This window comes from Rhizobium sp. NZLR1b, from assembly GCF_019685155.1.
In the GTDB taxonomy this organism is placed as follows: domain Bacteria; phylum Pseudomonadota; class Alphaproteobacteria; order Rhizobiales; family Rhizobiaceae; genus Rhizobium.
Genome location: NZ_JABDWC010000003.1, coordinates 65880 through 86524, shown reverse-complemented (window position 1 = coordinate 86524; position 20645 = coordinate 65880). Strand labels below are relative to the sequence as shown.

The 20645-nt window shown below is 60.1% G+C and carries 16 protein-coding genes and 1 pseudogene; 5 read left to right on the top strand and 12 right to left on the bottom strand.

Annotated elements, in window-relative coordinates; genetic code table 11:
* Positions 1 to 83: 83 nt before the first annotated feature.
* The 3 genes from HJB84_RS04930 to htpX form a co-directional block, all read right to left on the bottom strand.
* Positions 84 to 1757, bottom strand: coding sequence for a heparinase II/III family protein (locus tag HJB84_RS04930; RefSeq protein WP_207582300.1), 1674 nt, complete (start codon positions 1755 to 1757; stop codon positions 84 to 86).
* 176 nt (positions 1758 to 1933) lie between these two features.
* On the bottom strand, positions 1934 to 3322 hold the full coding sequence (locus HJB84_RS04925) for an RsmB/NOP family class I SAM-dependent RNA methyltransferase (RefSeq protein WP_207582301.1): 1389 nt from the start codon (positions 3320 to 3322) through the stop codon (positions 1934 to 1936).
* Complete coding sequence (gene htpX / locus HJB84_RS04920; protein ID WP_207582302.1) at positions 3313 to 4275, bottom strand: zinc metalloprotease HtpX; 963 nt, start codon at positions 4273 to 4275, stop codon at positions 3313 to 3315. Before htpX ends, HJB84_RS04925 begins: the two co-directional genes overlap by 10 nt.
* Before the next feature lie 110 nt (positions 4276 to 4385).
* On the opposite strand from htpX, the gene HJB84_RS04915 reads away from it, so the two are divergent.
* The gene (locus HJB84_RS04915; protein ID WP_207582303.1) at positions 4386 to 4610 is read left to right on the top strand and encodes a DUF1674 domain-containing protein; all 225 of its coding nucleotides are present in this window, start codon (positions 4386 to 4388) and stop codon (positions 4608 to 4610) included.
* A gap of 185 nt (positions 4611 to 4795) precedes the next feature.
* Here HJB84_RS04915 and acs read toward each other — a convergent pair whose 3' ends face one another.
* Positions 4796 to 6751 carry an acetate--CoA ligase gene (acs, locus tag HJB84_RS04910; RefSeq protein ID WP_221115390.1) on the bottom strand — a complete coding sequence of 652 codons (1956 nt, stop codon included), beginning with the start codon at positions 6749 to 6751 and terminating at the stop codon, positions 4796 to 4798.
* 229 nt (positions 6752 to 6980) lie between these two features.
* Here acs and HJB84_RS04905 point away from each other — a divergent pair, with 229 nt between their 5' ends.
* Positions 6981 to 7685, top strand: a complete 705-nt coding sequence (locus HJB84_RS04905; RefSeq protein ID WP_007632151.1) for a DUF1013 domain-containing protein — start codon at positions 6981 to 6983, stop codon at positions 7683 to 7685.
* 79 nt (positions 7686 to 7764) lie between these two features.
* Here the strand turns inward: HJB84_RS04905 and HJB84_RS04900 are convergent.
* From HJB84_RS04900 to HJB84_RS04890, 3 genes and pseudogenes are all read right to left on the bottom strand, one after another.
* A pseudogene (locus tag HJB84_RS04900) lies at positions 7765 to 7863 on the bottom strand (flagellin); the annotation flags it as partial.
* A complete protein-coding gene (locus HJB84_RS04895; protein WP_221115387.1) occupies positions 7856 to 9766 on the bottom strand; it encodes a propionyl-CoA synthetase in 1911 nt (636 codons plus the stop codon). The pseudogene HJB84_RS04900 and the gene HJB84_RS04895, both read right to left, overlap by 8 nt.
* Positions 9767 to 9878: 112 nt before the next feature.
* Complete coding sequence (locus HJB84_RS04890) at positions 9879 to 10538, bottom strand: YggS family pyridoxal phosphate-dependent enzyme (protein WP_207582305.1); 660 nt, start codon at positions 10536 to 10538, stop codon at positions 9879 to 9881.
* A gap of 200 nt (positions 10539 to 10738) precedes the next feature.
* Here HJB84_RS04890 and leuS point away from each other — a divergent pair, with 200 nt between their 5' ends.
* The 3 genes from leuS to holA are packed head-to-tail and all read left to right on the top strand — an operon-like array spanning position 10739 to position 14931.
* Positions 10739 to 13369, top strand: a complete 2631-nt coding sequence (leuS, locus tag HJB84_RS04885) for a leucine--tRNA ligase (protein WP_221115385.1) — start codon at positions 10739 to 10741, stop codon at positions 13367 to 13369.
* A complete protein-coding gene (gene lptE / locus HJB84_RS04880) occupies positions 13359 to 13880 on the top strand; it encodes an LPS assembly lipoprotein LptE (RefSeq protein ID WP_207582307.1) in 522 nt (173 codons plus the stop codon). The genes leuS and lptE overlap by 11 nt, the downstream gene beginning before the upstream one ends.
* Positions 13881 to 13890: 10 nt before the next feature.
* Positions 13891 to 14931, top strand: a complete 1041-nt coding sequence (gene holA / locus HJB84_RS04875; protein ID WP_221115384.1) for a DNA polymerase III subunit delta — start codon at positions 13891 to 13893, stop codon at positions 14929 to 14931.
* A gap of 31 nt (positions 14932 to 14962) precedes the next feature.
* Here the strand turns inward: holA and HJB84_RS04870 are convergent, their stop codons facing one another.
* The 5 genes from HJB84_RS04870 to mnmE all read right to left on the bottom strand — a co-directional run bounded on the left by HJB84_RS04870 (position 14963) and on the right by mnmE (position 20583).
* The gene (locus HJB84_RS04870; RefSeq protein ID WP_207582309.1) at positions 14963 to 15844 is read right to left on the bottom strand and encodes a ParB/RepB/Spo0J family partition protein; all 882 of its coding nucleotides are present in this window, start codon (positions 15842 to 15844) and stop codon (positions 14963 to 14965) included.
* Positions 15845 to 15870: 26 nt separating this feature from the next.
* Complete coding sequence (locus HJB84_RS04865; RefSeq protein WP_207584403.1) at positions 15871 to 16665, bottom strand: ParA family protein; 795 nt, start codon at positions 16663 to 16665, stop codon at positions 15871 to 15873.
* 19 nt (positions 16666 to 16684) lie between these two features.
* Positions 16685 to 17302 carry a 16S rRNA (guanine(527)-N(7))-methyltransferase RsmG gene (locus tag HJB84_RS04860; RefSeq protein WP_207582310.1) on the bottom strand — a complete coding sequence of 206 codons (618 nt, stop codon included), beginning with the start codon at positions 17300 to 17302 and terminating at the stop codon, positions 16685 to 16687.
* 23 nt (positions 17303 to 17325) lie between these two features.
* A complete protein-coding gene (gene mnmG / locus HJB84_RS04855; RefSeq protein WP_207582311.1) occupies positions 17326 to 19203 on the bottom strand; it encodes a tRNA uridine-5-carboxymethylaminomethyl(34) synthesis enzyme MnmG in 1878 nt (625 codons plus the stop codon).
* A 69-nt stretch (positions 19204 to 19272) separates the two neighbouring features.
* The gene (gene mnmE / locus HJB84_RS04850; protein WP_207582312.1) at positions 19273 to 20583 is read right to left on the bottom strand and encodes a tRNA uridine-5-carboxymethylaminomethyl(34) synthesis GTPase MnmE; all 1311 of its coding nucleotides are present in this window, start codon (positions 20581 to 20583) and stop codon (positions 19273 to 19275) included.
* Positions 20584 to 20645: the final 62 nt, after the last annotated feature.

Genomic DNA, 20645 nt, shown 5'->3' with positions numbered 1-20645 from the left:
ACGTGGGCCCAAGACCATCCTGCTCCAGGACGCTCGCATTCTGAGGCCGCGTTAGCACAGCTTCGTCGCCGCGCAAACAGGTGCTATCCCTTACGGGACAAAAACCAACGGATTTCCGTCTTCTCGGCAAGATCGAAGTCGATTTCGATCTGGTCCGAACCGCAAATGCCGGAGCTGTCGGCAAAGAAGATGTCCTCGGCAATCAGCACTTCATTGCCGGGTGCGGAAAACAGCCAGCTTTCACCGTCTGGCGCCGTCAGCAGCACGGACTCGCCGTCACCCTGATGTAGGACGATCGACGGATGGATATGAAAACGGGCGACAGCCTTCAGCGGCTCGTCATGCTCATATCCTTCCCGGACGACGAGCCGGTCGCGGCCGGTGACGATCGAGCCTGCGGCATTGAGTGTCAGCTCACGCTCATGCAACAACCCGAACGCTCTGAGATAACCGTCATGGCTAAGCTTGATGCCGTCGCGCCCATCCTCCGTTTCGGAACGCTCGACGGTGACTGTTCTCACCGGCTCGGTGATCGCGTGATTGAGGAACGGCGAGGGCGAAAAACGGCTGGACGAGGTGTCGTTGAGGATAACCGTCGAATGCGCCGCCGTCGTGCGCGCCATCTGGACATAACGGTGCCCGTTAAATTTCGGCGAACCGGAATTGACGATGAAACGGTGACGGCCGGACGACATTTCGAAGGAGAGGCTGCCGGCATGTACGGTCCGAAGTGCGCCTCCCGAAGGCGGCGTGCCGGCATCGGCAATGATTACTGTCTTTCCCCCGGAAAGCCGCTGATAGCGGGAATGCGGCAAGGCCTTGAACGGCTGGCCGGCGGTCTCGTCATAGCGCAGTACGGAGATCAGCTCGTTTGCCAACGTTGAGGTCGCCCCGTTGAACAGCGCCAGATCCCCGTCCTGATGGCGAAAGAACCGCAATGCCGGGTATATGCGGTCGATGCCGGAAATCAGCTTCTGTGGCAGGTCGTGGCCGAGATTGACATAGGTTTGCCTTAGCGGCAGCAGATCGAGCAGCAATTCCAGGCCGACGCGCGGATTGCGCGAGATATGGCCGCCATCCGGCAGAATCTGGCTATCGAATTCGCGGTCGAGCGCCTGCGCCGCCTTTCTGAGCGTGGATGCGCGGGCAGGCATGGCAACCGAGGCCATGGCGAGCGCGATACGCAGCCGAAACAGCTCCAGACCGCCAAGCGTATACGGCGCCATGCGGTGCAGGAACCTCACCTGGAACGCCAGCGACTTCATGAAGCGGCGATAAAAGCCGCGGTCGGCATTCTGCAACACCACCGGCGAATGCGACAGCCAGGCGATGACGCGCTGGGCGGTGACGTCGGTCTCCCATGCAATCCCCTCCATGCGGCCGGCATGGATGGAGAGCCAGCTGTCGACGATCGCACGGGCTGCAGCCGAGCTGCGCTCCGTCTTGTTCGCCCGCATGTGCCGGAGCCAGCCGAAGCTGTGAAGGCGGATGGCGAAGGGGCGCGAGGGCAGGGTGAAGGTGAAGGGTGACTTTCCACTCGTTTCCAACATCCGCCCGGCCAGGAGAAACCGTCCGTTGAGGATTTCGTCGGCCACATGCGAATCGATGCTGCGGAGATCGGTCGGCGCGACGATGAGACGCTCGGGCGCGTTGATCGAATGGCGGAGGAGCTTCAGGCGCAGCAACGCGATGCGGCGCAAGGCGCGCCGCCAAGCCTCCCGAACATACATGCTCGCAAAACGCCGACCGGACTGCATATTCTATTGTCTATTGACCCTCGTGGTTAAGAATAGGTGAAAAGTGGCCGATTTCATCGTCCGCAATGAATTAATTCGTGACAAGGTTAGAATATACGCAAATTCATGCGTTCTTAGCTGGGATCGCTGCGGTTTTTGGACGGGACCTGCCTGACACCGGGCACCCAAGCCCGCAATCAGGCCACGCGCCGCAGCACGGCGGCATAGAAGCCGTCAAGGCCGGAGGCGACGCCATCGGGCATTTTCAGCATGGTCGGAAGCGTGCGGAATTCACCGAGCGGCGTGATCGCCGCTTCAAGGCCCGGCCAACTACCGGGATCGATCGGAACACGCTGGACCGCACCGGTGTCGGCAAGAACACGGGCAACGACGTCCTCACCCTCGACAGGATCGAGCGAACAATTCGAAAAAACCAGCGTGCCGCCCGGCTTCAGCAGGGTCAGCGCATGACGCAGCAGCCGTTCCTGCAGCGCCGCCAGCCTGGCGATATCCTCAGCTCCCTTGGTCCAAAGCACGTCGGGGTGCCGGCGTGTCGTACCGGTGGACGAGCAGGGGGCATCGAGCAGGATCGCATCGAAACGCTCTGCCGGCTCGAACGTCGTCAGATCCGCTGCGATCGTCTCCGCCTTTAAACCGAGTCGGTCGAGATTCGATCGCAGCCGTCTCAGCCGGCTTTCCGATTGGTCGAGGGCGGTGACTGCGCCGCCGGCAAGGACGAGCTGCGCCGTCTTGCCCCCCGGCGCGGCGCAGAGATCGGCGGTCCGTTTGTCCGAGAGATCGCCGAAAAGCTGAGCCGGGATGCTTGCAGCCGCATCCTGCACCCACCACGCGCCCTCGTCGAAGCCTTGGAGCGAAGGAATGCCGCCATCGAAGGCGGCAAGCCGCACGCTGCCAGTCGGCAGGACAGCGCCGTGCAGCCGCTTTGCCCAGCCTTCGGGGTCGGACTTGACGGTCAGGTCGATCGCTGCCGGCTGGAGCTGAGATTCCGAAATCGCCAGCGCCGCGTCCCGGCCATAGGCTTTTTCCAGCCTGGCGATGAACCAGGCCGGCATCGGCGCGACCTGGCCAATCTCGTCGAGCACCTGCTCCTTCTCGCGGCCGAGCCGGCGGAGAATGGCATTGACCAGCTTGGCAAAACGCCGGTTACGCGGATCCTGATTGGCCTGCTCGACGGCAAGATCGACAGCCGAATGATCCGGCACGTCGAGATAGAGGATCTGCGCCGCCCCGATTGCAAGGACATGGTGTAGCGCCCGCGCCCCTTCCGGCAGCGGCGATTCCAGCAGCGCTGCAATCGCGGCATCGATGCGCGGCAGATGGCGCAGCGTCGTGTTCAGGATGGCGCGGACAAGCGCCCGGTCGTTTTCGCCGAGCGCCCGGTAGGCCGGATTGCCGTGTTCATGATCGAGAGCGCCGTCGAGCGGTAGTCTGCGATCGACGACGGCCGCAAGAATTTTTGCCGCCGCAGCCCGCGCCTGCATTCCGGGTTTGGCCGGCGCAGATCGCTCGGTGGACGGCTTATGCTTGCGGAATGGTTTCTTTGTGCCGTCTGAATTCAAGACCATGGACCTTTTGGCGGTTGCGAACCACCGCGACCAAGACCCGTATCCGGAACAGAGCGCGATTTGCGCGACGGATTAGCAGCCCGAACCGGCGGCGTCGAGACGTTCATGCCGCCCTGCGCCATGTCCTGTAGCGCAGCGATGCGGTTTTCCGTGTTTGGATGGGTGGAAAACAGATTGTCCATACGCTCGCCGGAGAGCGGATTGATGATGAACATATGCGCCGTCGCCGGGTTGCGCTCGGCATCCGCGTTCGGCACATGGGCAGCGCCGCGGGCAATCTTGCCGAGCGCCGAAGCCAGCCAGAGCGGATTGCCGCAGATTTCGGCGCCCCGGCGGTCCGCCGAATATTCACGCGTCCGGCTGATCGCCATCTGCACCAGCATGGCGGCAAGCGGCGCCACGATCATAGCAAGGAGAACTCCGACGAATCCAAGGGGATTGTTGTTGTTTTCACGGTTGCCGCCGAAGAAGAAAGCAAAATTGCCAAGCATCGAGATCGCCCCGGCAAGCGTTGCCGTGATCGTCATCGTCAGCGTGTCGCGGTTCTGGATGTGGGCCAGCTCATGCGCCATCACGGCCGCGACCTCCTCGGCAGACAAAGCGCTGAGCAGGCCGGTGGAAGCGGCGACGGCTGCGTTGTCGGGATTGCGGCCGGTGGCGAAGGCATTCGGCTGCGGGCTGTCGTAGAGATAGACCTTCGGCATCGGCAGGCCGGCATTGCGGGCGAGATCCCGCACGATCGCAAAGAATTCCGGCGCGTTGCGTTCATCGACTTCCTGGGCGCGATAGGCCGAAAGCACCATGCGGTCGGAATTCCAATAGGAAAAGAAGTTCATCCCGGCGGCGATGACGAATGCGATCATCATGCCTGCGCGACCGCCGATCAGAAAGCCGACAAACATGAAAAGCGCCGTCATGAAGGCAAGCAACATGGCAGTGCGAACGAGGTTCATTGCGGATCTCCATCTCCGATTTCGCCGTCACAAGCTTTCAATCCCGCCGCCGGCGCATTATGATTTGGTTATTCGCCAGCCATTTTCAATATTTTCCGGCAGGAGATGCCATGCAGGACGCCGATAACGACAATAGCGAAACGCCGACGGCCGAGGGATCGGAGCCGCCGCGCAGGATGCTGTCCCCGGCTGCCGAACGTGCGCTCGCCGAAGCCGAGGAGCGGCGAAAGAACCAGAAGCCGCCGGAGCTGCCGCCGGAGACCGGCGGCCGCGGCGGAGCCGAGCCAGCCCGCTTCGGCGATTATGAGATCAATGGCCGGGCAATCGATTTCTAGGTAAATTTTCTCGCCTCGGTCGGGACCTGGATGCGCGCATGCGCTCGGCGAAATGCTGGTTCATTTGCCGAGAATCCGGCTAACGTAGTCTTGCCGGCGACTTTCTCTTGAACGGCTGGCCACGCATCCAATTGTGGAAGTAAGGTAAGCCGTCCCAGCAACCTGGGCCGGAACGGCTCGATATCTCAGGCGGTCGCCTTGTTTTGCCGGTTGGCGATCAGATCGTCGACGACGGCTGGATCGGCGAGCGTCGAGGTATCGCCGAGAGCACCGAAATCGTCTTCGGCGATCTTGCGCAGGATACGGCGCATGATCTTGCCGGAGCGGGTCTTCGGCAGGCCGGGCGCGAACTGGATCTTGTCCGGCTGCGCGATCGGGCCGATTTCGGCGCGCACGTGTTTCACCAGATCCTGGCGCAGCGCATCCGTACCCTCATGGCCGGCCATCAGCGTCACATAGCAATAGATCCCCTGGCCCTTGATCGCATGCGGATAACCGACGACCGCGGCTTCCGAAACCAGATTGTGCGAGACAAGTGCCGATTCCACCTCGGCGGTGCCGAGCCGGTGGCCGGAGACGTTGAGCACATCGTCGACACGACCGGTGATCCAGTAATAGCCATCGGCATCGCGCCGGCAGCCGTCACCGGTGAAATACTTGCCCTTGTAGGTGGAGAAATAGGTCTGGATGAAGCGATCATGATCGCCATAGACCGTGCGCATCTGGCCGGGCCAGCTATCGGTGATGCAGAGATTGCCGTCGGCAGCGCCTTCCAGCACCTTGCCCTCATTGTCGACCAGCTGCGGTTTGACGCCGAAGAACGGCACCGTCGCCGAGCCGGGTTTCAGATCGGTGGCGCCAGGCAGCGGCGTGATCATGTGGCCGCCGGTTTCCGTCTGCCACCAGGTATCGATGACCGGGCAGCGCTTGTCGCCGACGACATTGTAATACCATTCCCAGGCTTCCGGGTTGATCGGCTCGCCGACGGTGCCAAGCAGGCGCAGCGACGCTCGCGAGGAACGGGTGACGAACTCGTCGCCGGCGCCCATCAACGAACGGATCGCCGTCGGCGCCGTATAGAAGATATTGACCTTGTGCTTGTCGATGACTTCCCAGAAACGGCCTTGGTCCGGAAAATTCGGCACGCCCTCGAACATCAGCGTCGTCGCGCAATTGGCGAGCGGCCCATAGACGATATAGGAGTGGCCAGTGACCCAGCCGACATCGGCCGTGCACCAGTAGACATCGCCGTCATGGTAATCGAAGACGTATTCATGCGTCATCGCCGTATAGACGAGGTAACCGCCCGTCGTGTGCAGCACGCCCTTCGGCTTGCCGGTCGAGCCTGAGGTATAGAGAATGAACAGCGGATCTTCCGCCTTCATCTTCACCGGCGGGCATTCCGCCTTCACCGTCGCGATCTCCTGATGATGCCAGAGATCGCGGCCGGGCGCCCAGCCGGTCTTGCCGCCGGTGCGGCGCACCACCAACACCTTGCTGACATGCACATGCTGGCGGGCCGCGATATGGATCGCCGTATCGGTATTGTCCTTCAGCGGCACCGGCTTGCCGCCGCGCAGACCTTCGTCGCAGGTAATGACGAAGGTGGATTCGCAGTCGACGATGCGTCCGGCCAGCGCCTCGGGCGAGAAGCCGCCGAAGACCACCGAATGCACCGCGCCGATGCGGGCGCAGGCAAGCATCGCATAGGCCGATTCCGGGATCATCGGCATGTAGATTGTGACGCGATCGCCCTTCTTGACACCGTGCTTCTTCAACACGTTCGCCATCCGGCAGACGTGCTCGTAGAGTTCGTTATAGGTGACCTTCTTGTCGATATAAGGATTGTCGCCTTCCCAGATGATCGCCACCTGATCGCCATTGGTCTTCAAATGGCGGTCGATGCAATTGTAGGAGACGTTGGTCTGACCGTCCTCGAACCACTTGATCGAGACCTTGCCGGTAAAGGACGTGTTCTTGACCTTGGTATAGGGCTTGAACCAGTCGATCCGTTTGCCGTGTTTGCCCCAGAATTTGTCGGGGTTCTCGACGCTTTCCTCGTACCATTTCAGGTACTTTTCCTTATCGATCAGGGCGCGCGCCTTCACCGGCTTCGTGACCGGATAGATCTTCTCCGACATGCAACTCCTCCTCATGGGACATGCGACGGGCCAGGTGAGTTTTAGGGCCCGGATTCAAATCACGGCAATTCATAGCAGCTCGGATCGCCACGGCAATTAGACAAAGGTCATTTGATTTCGGAAGAATTGCAATTCTGCGACAGTGCGGTTATATAGCGGCATATTTCCCGGACATTGTGGTGACAATCCACGGACCGCGACCGGCGCGGACGATAGAAGGACTATATCCATGGCTCAAACACTGCTCATGCCGAAGGCGACAGCCATCTGGCTCGTCGACAATACGGCACTGTCTTTCGATCAGATCGCGCAGTTCTGCAAACTGCATCCGCTCGAAGTCAAGGCAATCGCCGATGGCGAAGCGGCGCAGGGTATCAAGGGCCTCGACCCGATCTCGACCGGACAGCTGTCCCGCGACGAGATCGCCCGCGCCGAAGCCAATCCGAACCACAAGCTGAAGCTTTCCGAACCGAAGGTGCGGGTGCCGGAATCCAAGCGCCGCGGCCCGCGTTATACGCCGGTGTCCAAGCGTCAGGACCGCCCGAACGCTATTCTCTGGCTCGTTCGCAACCATCCGGAGCTTAAGGACGCGCAGATTTCCCGCCTCGTCGGCACCACGAAATCGACCATCGAGCAGATCCGCGAGCGCACCCACTGGAACTCCGCCAATCTGGCGCCGATGGATCCGGTAACGCTCGGCCTCTGCAGCCAGATCGATCTCGACATGGAAGTGGAAAAGGCTTCCAAGGGCCGTCCGTTGCCGACCGCCGCCGAGCTCGGCGCGACGCTGCAATCGGCTCAGGAAACCGAGCGCCTGACCCCGAGCTACGAGCGCGAGGAGGAAAAGGAAAAGGAAATCGACGCCGATGCCGTCTTCCGCAAGCTGAGTTCGCTGCGCTCGGCGCCGAAGGACGAAGACGACGATCAGTACTGAGGCATCGACGATCTCATGAAAAACCCCGCCGGTATGAGCTGACCGGCGGGGTTTTTTGTTGCGGATTGCCTGTTTCGAATTAGCTGCGGAACAGGGTGAAGATGTTCTGCGCCGAGCTGTTGGCGATCGAGAGTGACTGGATGGCAAGCTGCTGCTGCGTCTGCAACGATTCACATCGGCAGGGAACCTAGACCGCGCTGGCGCAGCGCCTCGGAAATTTCCTCTAAAACCATTGGATCATCGATGGTTGCAGGCATTTTCCAGGGTATGCCATCAGCGATCTTCTGCATCGTGCCGCGCAGGATTTTGCCGGAGCGGGTCTTCGGCAAACGGTTGACGATGATGGCCATCTTGAAGGCGGCGACAGGTCCGATCGAATCGCGAATCATCCCCACGACCTCTGATTCGATTGCCGTCGTGTCGCGGGAAACATTCCGTTTCAGCACCAGGAAACCGCACGGCACCTGACCCTTCAACGTATCGATCACACCGATCACCGCGCATTCGGCGACATCGGGATGGCGGGCGCAGACTTCCTCCATCGCCCCGGTCGAGAGCCGATGACCGGCGCAATTGATGATGTCGTCGGTGCGCGACATGATGAAGAGATAGCCATCCTCGTCGATATAACCGGCGTCGGCCGTCTTGTAGTAGCCCGGAAACTCGTCGAGATAGGCCGATCGGAAACGTTCGTCGGCATTCCAGAGGGTCGGCAGGCAGCCGGGCGGCAGGGGCAGCTTCACGACGATATTGCCGAGCGTCCGCGCCTCGGTCGAATGGCCGGCATCGTCGAGCACCGCAATGTCATAGCCGGGCATCGGCAGCGCCGGCGAACCGTGCTTGACGGGAAGGGCGCCGAGGCCGAGCGGATTGGCTGCGATCGGCCAGCCGGTCTCCGTCTGCCACCAGTGATCGATGACGGGTATGGCGAGCATGCGCTCCGCCCATTTCAGCGTCTCCGGGTCCGCCCTCTCGCCGGCGAGAAACAGCGCCCGTAAATCCGGCATCGCATATCGGCGCAACAGTTCACCGTCACCGTCTTCCCGCCGGATGGCGCGGAACGCCGTTGGCGCGGTGAAGAGAACACGCACCTTATGCTCCGAAACGATGCGCCAGAATGCCCCGGCATCCGGCGTGCCGACCGGTTTTCCCTCGTAGATCACCGTGGTTACGCCCGATATCAGCGGGGCATAGACAATATAGGAATGTCCGACGACCCAGCCGATATCCGAAGCCGTCCAGAAGACCTCGCCCGGCTTCAAGCCATAGATATTCCGCATCGACCAATTGAGCGCGACCAGATGGCCGCCATTGTCGCGCACGACGCCCTTTGGCTGCCCGGTGGTGCCCGAGGTATAGAGGATGTAGAGCGGGTCGGTCGCCTTGACCGGAACACAGGCGATCTCGGCGCCGCGATGCCGCGCCACCGCCGCCTCGAAATCCTGGTCGCGACCTCCGGCGAGATCTGCCCGAAGCTCCGGTCGCTGCAGCACCAGACAGCGCTCCGGCTTCGAATGCGCGATCGCGATCGCTTGGTCGACCAGAGGCTTGTAGGCAACGATGCGGCCAGGCTCGAGTCCACAACTCGCGGTGATCACCAGCTTCGCACCGCAATCATCGATACGGGCCGCAAGCTCGCTGGCGGCAAAGCCACCGAAGACGACCGAGTGAACGGCACCGATGCGGGCGCAGGCAAGCATCGAAAACACCGCCTGTGGGACCATCGGCATATAGAGGATGACACGATCGCCTTTACCGATGCCGAGGTCGATCAGCGTCGCGGCGATGGCCTTCACCTCGTCAAGGACTTCGTCATAGCTGAAACGGCGCTTCTCGCCGGTCATCGCACTGTCGAAGATCACCGCCGTCTCGCCGCCGCGCCCGGCCGCCACATGCCGGTCCAGGCAATTGTGGCAGGTATTGGTTTCGGCCCCTGAGAACCAACGGCCATAGACGCCTTCGTCGGATGAAAATACCTGTTCAGGCGGTTTGAACCAGTCGATATCGTCGGCTGCTTCGCGCCAGAAGGCTTCGGGATCGCGTTTCCAAGCCGCATAGGCCTGATCATAGCCGTTCTGCATCTGCTCCTCCCCAGGACATGCAAGCCTCAATCTAAGCGGGGGAGGGCGGGACGGGAAGCCCGACCAAAGCAGCGTATCGGAATAGGATGAGTTTAGGGCGGGCCGGCCTGCTTTAGCGCACGCCGAAAATCGCCGATCCGACGCGCACGCTGGTGGCGCCGAAGGCGATCGCCGTCTCATAGTCGCCCGACATGCCCATGGACAGTTTTTCGACCCCGCATTTGAGCGCGAGCTTTGCCAGCAAGGCGAAATGCGGCCCGGGATTTTCCTCGGCCGGCGGAATGCACATCAAACCCTCGATGGAAAGACCGAGCTCTTCGCGGCAGAGGGTGACGAAAGCTGGCGTGTCGTCAGGAGCGATACCGGCCTTCTGCGGTTCGAGCCCGGTATTGACCTGGACGTAGAGCCGCGTCGTCTTGCCCTGCCGCTTCATTTCCTCGGCAAGCGCGCGGGCGATCTTTGCCCGGTCCACCGTCTCGATGACATCGAAGAGCGCCACCGCATCCGCCGCCTTGTTCGACTGCAGAGGTCCGATCAGGTGCAGCACGATATCCGGCCGCTCGGCCTTCAGCGCCGGCCATTTGCCCTGGCTTTCCTGCACCCGGTTCTCGCCGAAGACACGCTGTCCGGCTTCGATGGCCGGGCCGATCGCCTCCGCCTCGAAGGTCTTCGACACCGCGACGAGCTGGACGGAACCAGCCGGACGACCCGCCTGGCGTTCCCCAGTCGCAATCCGCGATCGCACGTCGTTCAAGCGCTCTTGAAGTTCCATCGTTCTGCCTCGACATACCAGCATGAAAGGATTGGCAATGAACTAACCGGCCAATCTGTGCTTGCCAAGACCCGCTCCCGCGAAATCCCCAGCCGGGATGAAGATCGGCCGCTTGCAGCGCCTGCAAAACTTGACGCTACGGTGGTTTCATGGTGAAGGTCTCGACCAACCTCCCCTGATTTTCCGGAATTTCGAATACCATGGCCACCGAACGTTATAATCCGCGCGACGCCGAGCCCCGCTGGCAGCAGAAATGGAATGAAGACAAGGTCTTCGAGACCGACAATTCCGATCCGCGCGAAAAATATTACGTCCTCGAAATGTTCCCCTATCCGTCGGGGCGCATCCATATGGGCCATGTCCGCAATTACGCCATGGGCGACGTCGTTGCCCGCTATAAACGCGCCCGCGGCTACAACGTATTGCATCCGATGGGCTGGGACGCCTTCGGCATGCCGGCGGAAAATGCCGCCATGGAGCGCGGCGTGCATCCGGCCTCCTGGACCTACCAGAATATCGGCTCGATGAAGGCGCAGCTGAAGGCCATGGGGCTGTCGCTGGATTGGAGCCGCGAATTCGCCACCTGCGATGTCGAATATTACCAGCACCAGCAGCATCTCTTCCTGGATTTCCTGGAGAAGGGCCTGGTCTACCGCAAGCAGTCGAAGGTCAACTGGGACCCCGTCGACAATACCGTGCTCGCCAACGAGCAGGTGATCGATGGCCGCGGCTGGCGCTCCGGCGCACTGGTCGAACAACGCGAATTGACGCAATGGTTCTTCAAGATCACCGATTTCAGCCAGGACCTGCTGGACGCGCTGGATACGCTGGACCAATGGCCGGAAAAAGTGCGCCTGATGCAGAAGAACTGGATTGGCCGATCGGAAGGCTTGGCGATCCGCTGGGAGATCGTGCCGGAAACGGCACCTGCCGGCGAAAGCGAAGTCACCGTCTATACGACCCGGCCGGACACGCTCTTCGGCGCCTCCTTCCTGGCAATTGCCGCCGATCATCCATTGGCAAAGGATGCCGCCGCTAAGAACGCGGAGATCGAAGCCTTCTGCGAGGAGTGCCGCCGCGCCGGCACGTCGCTCGCCGCCCTCGAGACCGCCGAGAAGAAGGGCATGGATACCGGTATCCGCGTCCGGCATCCGCTTGATCCCTCCTGGGAGCTGCCGGTCTACATCGCCAATTTCGTCCTGATGGATTATGGCACGGGCGCGATCTTCGGCTGCCCCGCGGGCGACCAGCGCGACCTTGATTTTGCTCGGAAATATGGCCTACCGGTCGTGCCTGTCGTCATGCCGAGGGATGGCGATGCGGCAAGCTTTTACGTCGGCGACACCGCCTATGACGGCGAGGGTGTGATGATCAATTCGCGCTTCCTCGACGGCAAGACGACCGAGGAAGCCTTCAATATTGTTGCCGACCGGCTGTCGGCCGCTTCGCTGGGCAATACGCCGCAGGGCGAGCGCAAGGTCAATTTCCGTCTGCGCGACTGGGGCATTTCCCGGCAGCGTTATTGGGGCTGCCCGATCCCGGTCATCCACTGCGATGATTGCGGCGTCGTGCCGGTACCGAAGAAGGACCTGCCGGTCAAGCTGCCCGACGACGTCACCTTCGACCAGCCGGGCAATCCTCTCGACCGTCATCCAACCTGGCGGCACGTCTCCTGCCCGACCTGCGGCAAGGACGCCCGCCGCGAGACGGATACGATGGATACGTTCGTCGATTCGAGCTGGTATTTCACCCGTTTTACCGCGCCCTGGGAGGGAAAACCGACCGATCCTGAGGCGGCTAACCGCTGGCTGCCGGTCGACCAGTATATCGGCGGCATCGAGCACGCGATTCTGCACCTGCTCTATTCCCGCTTCTTCACCCGCGCCATGCGCGAGACCGGCCATGTTGCCGCCACCGAACCCTTCAAGGGTCTCTTCACCCAGGGTATGGTGGTCCATGAAACCTATAGCCGTGACGCCGGCGCCGGCCGCGAGTGGGTGGCACCGGCCGATATCCGCATCGACGAGCTTGACGGCAAACGCCGGGCTTTTCTCCTGACGAGCAACGAAGAAGTCGCGATCGGCTCGATCGAGAAGATGTCGAAATCGAAGAAGAACGTCGTCGACCCCGACGATATCATCGCCTCCTATGGCGCCGATACCGCCCGTTTCTTCGTTCTGTCCGACTCCCCTCCGGAGCGTGATGTCATCTGGTCCGAGGCCGGCGTCGAAGGCGCCCACCGTTTCACCCAACGTCTGTGGCGGTTGATTTCTGAAGCCGCGGAGGCACTCTCGACCGTCGCCCCTGCGCCGGCAACCGAGGGGGAAGCGCTGTCGATTTCGCAGGCCGCTCACAAGACGCTGAAGGCTGTCGAAAACGATTATGACAAGCTCTGGTTCAACAAGGCGGTCGCCCGAATTTATGAACTGGTGAACGCGCTGGCCGCGCCGATGACCAGGGTTGCGACGGGCGAGGGTGATGTCACCTATCGCGCAGCAGTGCGTGATGCCGCCGAGATCCTGATCCAGCTGGTCGCGCCGATGACGCCGCATCTGGCTGAGGAATGCTGGACGACACTCGGCAATGAAGGGCTGCTTGCCCGAACCGACTGGCCGCGATACGACGAGACGCTCGTCATCGAAAATGATGTCGTCCTGCCCGTACAGATCAACGGCAAGAAACGCGCTGAATTGACAATTTCTCGCGACGCAGATCAGAATGCCGTCACCGACGCCGTGCTGGAGCTGGATGCGGTGAAAAACGCGCTCAACGGACAGGCACCGAAGAAGATCATCGTGGTTCCCCAAAGGATTGTAAACATTGTCGTCTGATATCGCTTACAAGCTGGTCCGCAATGCCGGCATCGCCATGATCCTTGCCTCCACGGCTTTTCTCTCTGCCTGCCAGGTTCGGCCGCTCTACTCGGAAAATTCCGGTCTCACCGAAAAGCTTTCCTCGGTCGGCTTTTCCCCGGCAGGCAGCCGGGTCGAGCAGCAAGTCCGCAATCGCTTGATTTTTATAGCCTCGCGTGGGGCCGGCGAACCTGAAAAGCCGGAATTTCAGGTCGAGATGCATACAACTTCGTCTGTCGCCGATACTCTGCTTCGGGATTCGGCCGATACCTCGCGAGCCGGTCGTGTGACCGTCAGCGTCACCTATACGCTGCGCGCAGCGACCGATAATCACGTCATCAAGGCTGGCAGCCGTGCAACCACGGCGCTGGTGGATTTCCCTGACCAGGAGTTTGCCAAGCAGCGGGCAATCCGTGATGCCCAGAACCGCGCGGCGGATCAGGTGGCGGAATTCGTGGGAGCCGATATCGCCGCTGCGCTCAGCCGCTGAGGGCGGTGATGTGGCAGAGTTAAGATCCCACGAATTCGAGACCTTCCTGCAGAAATCGGTGCGGAACTATCGGATATTCGTCATCTATGGGCCGGACCGCGGCCTCGTCTCTGAGCGTGCTGCTCTGCTTGCCGGCAAGACCGGTGTCGCCCTCGATGATCCCTTCTCGCTGACCAAGCTCGATATCGGCGACCTGCAGAAGGATCCGGGACGGTTGCTCGACGAAGCTCAGTCTATCGGGCTGTTCGGCGGTGAGAAGCTGATCTGGATCCGCGGCGCCGCCAATGAAAAATATCTTGTCGATCCCTTAGCGTTGCTGGCTGAAAAGCCACTTGAAGCCGCCCATCTGATTGTCGAGGCTGGTGACTTGAAGAAGGGCTCCTTGCTGCGCAAGACGGCCGAGGCCGCGCGATCGATCATGACGATCCCGTCTTACGCCGATGACAGCCGTGCCCTGAATGCCCTGATCGACGTTGAACTCGGCGCGGAGAAGCTCGGCATCACCCCGGCTGCGCGCCAGGCGCTGATCGCATTGATCGGCGGTGACCGCATCGCGTCACGCAACGAGGTGCGCAAGCTTGCCCTTTATTGTCGCGGGTTCGATACGGTCGAGGAACATCACGTTACCGAAATAATCGGTGATGCCAGTGCGATCTCCGTTGACGATGCGGTCGACGCTATCCTGGGTGGCGATCTCAACGGTTTTCTGCACGCCATGCAGAAGATCAGCAGCTCGAAAACCGCGATCTTTCTCGTGCTCCAGGCATGCCTGAAACAGTTTCAGCTTCTCGATACAATGCGCGCCGAAATGGAAGAAAAGCGCCTGCAGGCGCCCCAGATCATGCAGACCATGGGTCGTCACCTGCATTTCCGCCGCAAGCCGATCATCGAACAGGCGCTACGCCAATGGACAGCGGAAAGCATCGCTCGTGAATCCAATCGTCTGCAGGCCGCGATCTTGCAGAGCCGACGGCGACAGGTTCTGGAGGATAGCGTTGCGATGCAAACGCTTCTCTCCACCACCCTTCAATCCGGGCGTAAATCTGCCTAACGCGCTATCCCGGAATTTCGGGCGGCGTGCATTAGCGTCTCTCAAGCAAACGGCAGACTTCTTCGAGTTGCTCTAGCGACTTATAGGAAATTTTGATCTGGCCGCCGCTGGTCTTGTGATTAATCGCAACATCGAGGCCGAGTGCATCGGAAAGGGTCCGCTCCAAGGCCAGCGTGTCAGAATCCTTCTGATCTCGCCGAGAGACGGCCAGTTGCGGCTCCGATTGCGCCTTGATATTATTCTGCGCCAGCTTTTCCGCGTCGCGCACCGACATGCCCTTGGCAACGATCGTACGGGCTAGACCTGTCGGGTCAGGCGTCGAAACTAGCGCCCGTGCATGCCCAGCCGACAAGCTGCCGGCTGCAAGAAGGTCGCGAACCGGATCGGGCAGCTTCAACAGGCGCAACGAATTTGCCACGTGGCTGCGGCTCTTGCCGATAATCTCGCCAAGGTCGTTCTGCGTATAGCCATACTCAGCAATAAGTTGCTCATAGCCCAACGCCTCTTCGAGAGCATTGAGATCCGCGCGCTGTACGTTTTCGACAATGGCGATCTCTAGCGCCGTCTTGTCATCCACGTCGCGGACAATGACGGGAATGTCAATCAGCCCGGCAAGCTGGGCAGCACGCCAGCGTCGCTCGCCAGCGATGATTTCATAGCGATCGCGGTCCATCGTCCGTACGACAATTGGCTGAACGATGCCGTGTTGACGAATGGAACTGGCAAGATCGTGCAGTTCAGTATCATCGAAGAAACGACGAGGATTGCGGGGGTTACGACTGACGAATTCGATCGGGATCATCCTGTCGGCACTGATCGTCCGGTCAGCTTCAACCGGGACAGGCTGATCCATTTCGCCAATCAGAGCCGCAAGGCCGCGGCCCAATCGCCTTTTCGATACATCGTCATTCATGACCTAAATTACCTCTGAAATGATAATCACGCCGCCAGTCTCTGGCGCTCGCGCTGGATGACCTCCGAGGCAAGTTGCAAATAGGCCTGGCTGCCCGCGCATTTCAGATCATAGAGAATAGCCGGCTTGCCGTAAGAGGGCGCCTCGGAAACCCGCACGTTGCGCGGAATTAACGTGTGGTAAACCTTTTCCCCGAGATGAGTGCGTACATCATTGACCACTTGCTGGGCAAGATTGTTGCGCGCATCGAACATCGTCAAGACGATTCCCTGAATATCCAGGCGTGGGTTAACCGTCCGCCGAACCTGGCTGACAGTCTCAAGCAACTGGCTTAATCCCTCCAAAGCAAAGAATTCGCATTGCAGCGGCACCAACACCGAATGCGCGGCCGCCATGGCATTCATCGTCAGCAGATTGAACGAGGGCGGGCAATCGAGAAGAATATACGAAAACGCCTGTGCCTCGGGCGAAGACAGGGCCTTGCGCAACTTGAACACCCGATCGCTCTGCTGGGAGATCTCCATCTCGACACCGAGAAGATCCATCGTCGAAGGAACGATAGACAGATTGGGAACGGCTGTCTCGAGCGTAACCTCAGTGATTCCGCGCTCGCCGATCATCAGATCATAAGAGGAAAGCTTGCGATCGCGGCGGTCGATCCCGAGGCCGGTGCTGGCATTACCCTGCGGATCGAGATCGATGATCAGGACGCGCTCGCCAATAGCAGCAAGCGCTGTTGCGAGATTGATTGCGGTGGTCGTTTTGCCAACCCCACCCTTCTGATTTGCGATGGTGATAATCCGGTGTCGTTCGCCAGCCATTGCCGCAATATCCGATCTGTTAAACCAAGCGCCGGAGATTCGATATTTCCAATACAACAGATTCATGCTCGACGGCGCTTCTATGTTCTAACAGATCGAATTCCCACCGACCACGTGCTTTGTCGATTTCCCTCAGGTAATCCCGGCCTTTATGAAAAAAACCGCGGCAGTCTTCCTTATCCAACATCCACGGGGCGGAATATCCCATGAGACCGTCGAGGTCGGCAAGCGCCCGAGCTGAAATAGCCCCGCATCCGCCGATCTCAGCATGCGCATCTTCGATTCGAATGCTGTGCACGCTCCCGCGCGCATGTGTCTCGCGCAACGCAGTTCTGAGGAAGGCCGCCTTTTTATGATTGCTCTCGACCAGATGCACCCAACCATCCCGAAGTTCGGCCAGAAAGATCGCCGTGATGACGCCTGGAAAGCCACCTCCGCTCCCGAGGTCGACCCAGGTCGTCGGCTTGGGATGGATCTGAAACACCTGGCTGCTGTCCGCAATGTGCCTGTCCCAGAGGTCGCCGAGCGTCGACGGCGCCACCAAATTGATGGTCTTTGCCCACTTTTGAAAGAGCGCCGCAAAATGTTGCAGCCGTTCCTGTGTTTCACGTGAAACACGCAAACCGTTTAATTCCATTCTAAGACTCTCAAACCTTGTCGTCAGGCGCTATGACGCGAGAAAGGCTGGCGTCGACGTAAGTGCACGAGCAGCAATGCGATTGCCGCGGGGGTCATGCCTTCAACAATTGCAGCCTGGGCAATGTTAAACGGGCGGGCAGCACCAAGCTTCGACTTAAGCTCGTTCGAGAGGCCAGAGAGCGAGGCATAGTCGAAATCGGCCGGTATGTGCCGTTCTTCATCGCGCTGCTGATCGGCAATCGCCGCGGCCTGACGATCCAAATAAACGGAATAGCCCGCTTCGATTTCCAATGCTTCCGCCACCTTAGGCACAATCGTACCGAACTTCTCGGGCCAAACATTTCGAAGGGCATCGAAATCATAATTCGGATAAGAGAGCAGGTCATAGGCGCTTCGCCGCTGACCGTCGAGATTGATGTTCAAACCTGCGTGTCGCGCCTCGGTCGGTGTAACCGTCAGCGACTGTAACAGCGCCCGACCTGTATCGATGTCGGTTTGATAACGGGTGAATCGCTGCCTTCGTTCGCTGCTCACGCATCCAAGCTGCATCGCCAGAGGTGTCAAGCGCACATCGGCATTGTCAGCCCGCAAAGTCAGCCGATATTCGGCGCGCGATGTGAACATTCGGTACGGTTCCGTAATGCCACGAGAGGTGAGGTCATCGATCATCACCCCGATATAGGAATTTGTGCGGCTAAAATGAAACGGATCCGAATCGCTGCTTCGCAGTGCAGCATTTAACCCGGCGGCCAAACCTTGTGCGGCCGCCTCTTCATAGCCGGTAGTGCCATTGATTTGACCGGCGAGAAATAGGCCTCTCAGCCGCTTGACCTCGAGCGACGGCGTCAACTCCCTTGGATCGACATGATCGTATTCGATCGCATAACCGGGTTGAATGATTCTCGCTGTTTCCAAGCCGGGGATTGTCTTGATGAATGCAGCCTGTACTTCAGCTGGCAGGGATGTCGAGATGCCATTTGGATAGACGGTATCGTCGTCCAAACCTTCGGGCTCAAGGAAGACCTGGTGTCCATCCCGCTCTCCGAATTTGACCAACTTGTCCTCGATGGAAGGACAATAGCGAGGCCCGACGCCTTCGATCTGGCCGGAATACATTGCCGATCGCATGATGTTATCGACAATGATCCGGTGTGTCGCTTCAGTGGTTCTGGTCACCCCGCATTCGACCTGCTCGGTGGTGATCGCGTCGGTCATCAAGGAGAAGGGAACCAGCTCCTCGTCAGCACCTTGTCGACCGACAGCTTGCCAGTCGATGGTCTTTCCGTCCAGCCGCGCCGGTGTGCCCGTCTTCAACCGTCCCAACCGCAATCCAAGCCTGGCCAATGTCGCCGATAGCCCGATCGACGGCGCTTCCCCGACACGACCAGCCGGCGTCTTCTCCAAACCAATATGAATAAGACCGCGAAGAAAAGTGCCGGTTGTCAGAACGACCGCCGGTGACCTCAAGGTCCGACCGTCCTTCATGATGACGCCGGTAACCCGCCCATCGGCCACATCCAGATCGAACGCGTCGCCCTCGACGATCTCCAGACCGGGTGTCGCTTCGATCGCCGCCAGCATGGCCAGACGATAGAGTTTTCGATCGGCTTGCGTCCGCGGTCCCCGGACAGCTGCGCCCTTTTTCTTGTTCAGTATCCGGAACTGAATGCCGGCGGCATCGGCGACACGCCCCATCAGGCCATCCATGGCGTCGATCTCGCGAACCAGATGGCCCTTGCCCAGCCCACCGATCGCCGGATTACATGACATGATACCGATCGTGTCGCGTTTATGCGTCACCAAGGCGGTTCTTGCGCCGAGGCGCGCAGCTGCATTGGCAGCCTCTGACCCCGCGTGGCCGCCGCCGATGACAATCACGTCGTAGACATTGTCAGTCATATATCAACTCCATACCCGGCAGGCGCTTCACGTGAAACCGCGCATATATGCCTCAGCGTTTCACGTGAATCATTTGCCGATACAAAACTCCGAGAAGATCACCCCGAGCAACTGTTCGACATCCACTCTGCCGGTAATTCTGCCAAGAAACTCGGCGGCAATTCGAAGCTGCTCGGTACGTAGCTCAAGACTCACGTTTGTTTCCGAAATCGCTGCCTCTACCGCCGACAAACATTTCGCCAGCGAATCCTTATGCCGTTGGCGGCTGGGGATCGCCATGGACAGACCGCCAAAACGCTCGGCAACAATGTTGCCAATCAACCGCCGCAATTCCGGCAAGCCATCGCCTGTCGCCGTCGAGATCTGCAGATCGTAATGATCCGAGGTATCAATAAGATCCTTCTTCGTGCCGACCGTAACATGCGAAGACGCCGGGTCCAAGTCATCAGGGACGACGGGGTTGACCATGTCGACGAGCAACAGAACGAGGTCAGCGTCGCGCAGTGCAAGGCGGGCGCGGCGCACGCCTTCTATTTCAACCCTGTCATCCGCCTCTCGCAGGCCCGCAGTGTCGTAGAGCTTTATCAGGTAGCCGCCAATGTCGAGATCGACCTGCAAGACATCGCGCGTAGTTCCGGCCATCTCCGTCACGATCGCCACGTCGCGGCGCGCCAGAGCGTTCAGCAGGCTGGATTTTCCCGCATTCGGGGCGCCGGCAATGACGACCTTGAAGCCATCCCTGATAACCTCGCCGGCCGAAGCCGCTGCCAGGTGATGTTCAATATCGCGCCGAAGCGTCTCCATATCGGTCCAGACCATATCGGACACCGAACCGGGAACGTCGTCCTCGTCGGGAAAATCAAGTTCCGCTTCGACCAACGCCCTGGCACGGGTTAATCGTTCCGCCCACGAATCGTAAATAGCCGAAAGCCCGCCGGCGCTCTGTTCGATCGCAAGGCGTCGCTGCATCTCGGTTTCGGCGCCGATCAGATCGGCAAGCCCTTCGACCTCGACCAGATCAAGTTTGCCATTTTCAAAAGCCCGGCGCGAGAATTCACCTTCGACCGCCATGCGAACACCTGGAACATCGGCAAGGGCGTGAAATAGCGCCGCCAGCACGGCCTTGCTGCCATGGATCTGCAACTCGGCAACGTCCTCGCCGGTGAACGAGTGCGGGCCAGGAAAAAACAGCACCAGGCCATTGTCGATCGGCTGTTTGTTACGAATCCGAATCGTTCGGTAGGTCGCATATCGGCCTGCCGGAACCGATCCGACAAGCTCGGTCAACAGATCCCTAGTCGACGGGCCGCTGATGCGAACGATCGAAACGCCCGACGGTGGGGCACCGCTCGAGAGCGCATATATCGTATCGTTCGCCATGGCCTTGTCGCTGTTCCGTCGGTTGGAATCTGAATCGATCCTCTCAAATAGAAAAAGCTGGC